General features: G+C 63.6%; 2 protein-coding genes. Both read left to right on the forward strand.

Annotated features, from left to right (window positions below):
* Nucleotides 1-130: 130 nt before the first annotated feature.
* Nucleotides 131-1,036: a hypothetical protein gene (locus tag ABFT43_RS22600; protein ID WP_347962473.1), complete on the forward strand. Its 906-nt coding sequence runs from the start codon at nucleotides 131-133 to the stop codon at nucleotides 1,034-1,036.
* Nucleotides 1,037-1,411: 375 nt separating this feature from the next.
* Nucleotides 1,412-1,507 (forward strand): type II toxin-antitoxin system prevent-host-death family antitoxin (locus ABFT43_RS22605; RefSeq protein ID WP_347962250.1); only part of this gene is annotated, 96 nt, incomplete at its 3' end.

A 1,507-nucleotide genomic window follows, 5' to 3' on the forward strand; every position in this document is an offset into this window, starting at 1 on the left:
GCGAGGTGGTCGTGATACATCCTCACAGCCCGCTCGCGGGTCTCTGGATCGAACTTCCTTGGTGCAGCCATACCGGCATTCTCCTGGTGAGATCACGGTCTCCACCAGACCCAGGACGGTTCAGTTTCGAGTGAATCGATCACTTATCGCCCGTGCCGCTATCGGTAGCCTGTTCAGTGCTGTCGGGCCGCTGCTGCTGGGCGTTGCGGCTGCGATCTGGCTAATGCTCCCCACGGGGACCATGGTCAACGAACGCGGCTGGAGGGTGTTGAGCCCGCTGGTGTGGATCAACGAGGTCTCTCGTGCTACCCCAGACGACAAGCAGTGGATGGGTGTGTTGTTTGGCATCGCCATTTGGCTGCTGCTATCCGCGTTCCTGGTGGTGGCCCCAGCCGTGGCTCTGATTGTTGCGATCCGGCAGGGCGCCCGCCGGGTGCGCCGAGGGATCACGTTGCGCCGGTTCGACCCCGATGCTGCGCCCGACCTGGTTCTCGTGGCGCAGCAGCCCAACAACTGGATGGCTTCGCGCATTAGCGGGAACTCGCAGCGGGTCGCCATACTGGGCGTGTTGGAGCGAATCGTCCCTGACAGCGGTCTGGCCGCCGCGCTCGCTGGTGAGACCACCGTCGCGCTCCTCGGTGACCGCACCAGGATGCCGGCGGTCATTTCTACCCGGTTGGACGGGTACCTTCTGAACCGCAGCTCTCGGTCGAGCGCGGTCATCGTGGTGGACCGGACGAACAACGAGTGCTGGCTGATGGGTCGCATGGTGCCGCAGTCCGCGCTCGTACCCGACCCGTCCGGGCTGCTGCCACGGACCCACCGTTCGCGCGAGGTGGGCACTGCTTCGCTCACCGTGGGCGGCGGGGCCGCCCTGGTCTGGGCAGACGACAACGGAGGCTGGGCGGAATCCGACGGCGGCTGGGGCGACGGCGGCTCCGACGGCGGAGGAGGAGGCGACGGCGGAAGCGGCGGAGGAGGTGACGGCGGGGGTGGTGACGGCGGGGGTGGTGGAGGCGGTGGTGGTGGTGAGTAGGTTCACGCCAAGCTCACCAAACTTGTCGGGTGTCCGCCAAGATGAGACTGGCGCCACGTGTTGGAAGTCGCTGACCAACGACGATCGGTTGTCGCGGTTCAGGTTTGGTGCCACTAGCCTGCCACTTCGCCTGGCCTAGCGTCTAATTGACCGATCCGACGGTGATAAGTGATCTGAGACATGCGCATACACTCTTGTCGGGCGACAACGTAGTTGAGACGTGTCAAAGTCCCGGGTGCGTTGTCATCCGACAACCCTCGACGCCGCTTCTACCAATGCGGGCTGAACGACGATGGCAAGTTTAGTTGACATAAGGTACATTATCGGCCAACAGTATGGCTAGTTTCGGGCCAGTCTAGCGGCTAGACTGAAGGCATGACGACAGTGCCACTCGGCGAAGCCAAGGACAAGCTCTCCGCGCTCATCGACAGCGCCGAGAGCACGCACGACATCATCACGATCACCAAACAC

Origin of the sequence: Gordonia aurantiaca, assembly GCF_039939235.1 — a bacterium.
Taxonomy (GTDB): Bacteria; Actinomycetota; Actinomycetes; order Mycobacteriales; family Mycobacteriaceae; genus Gordonia.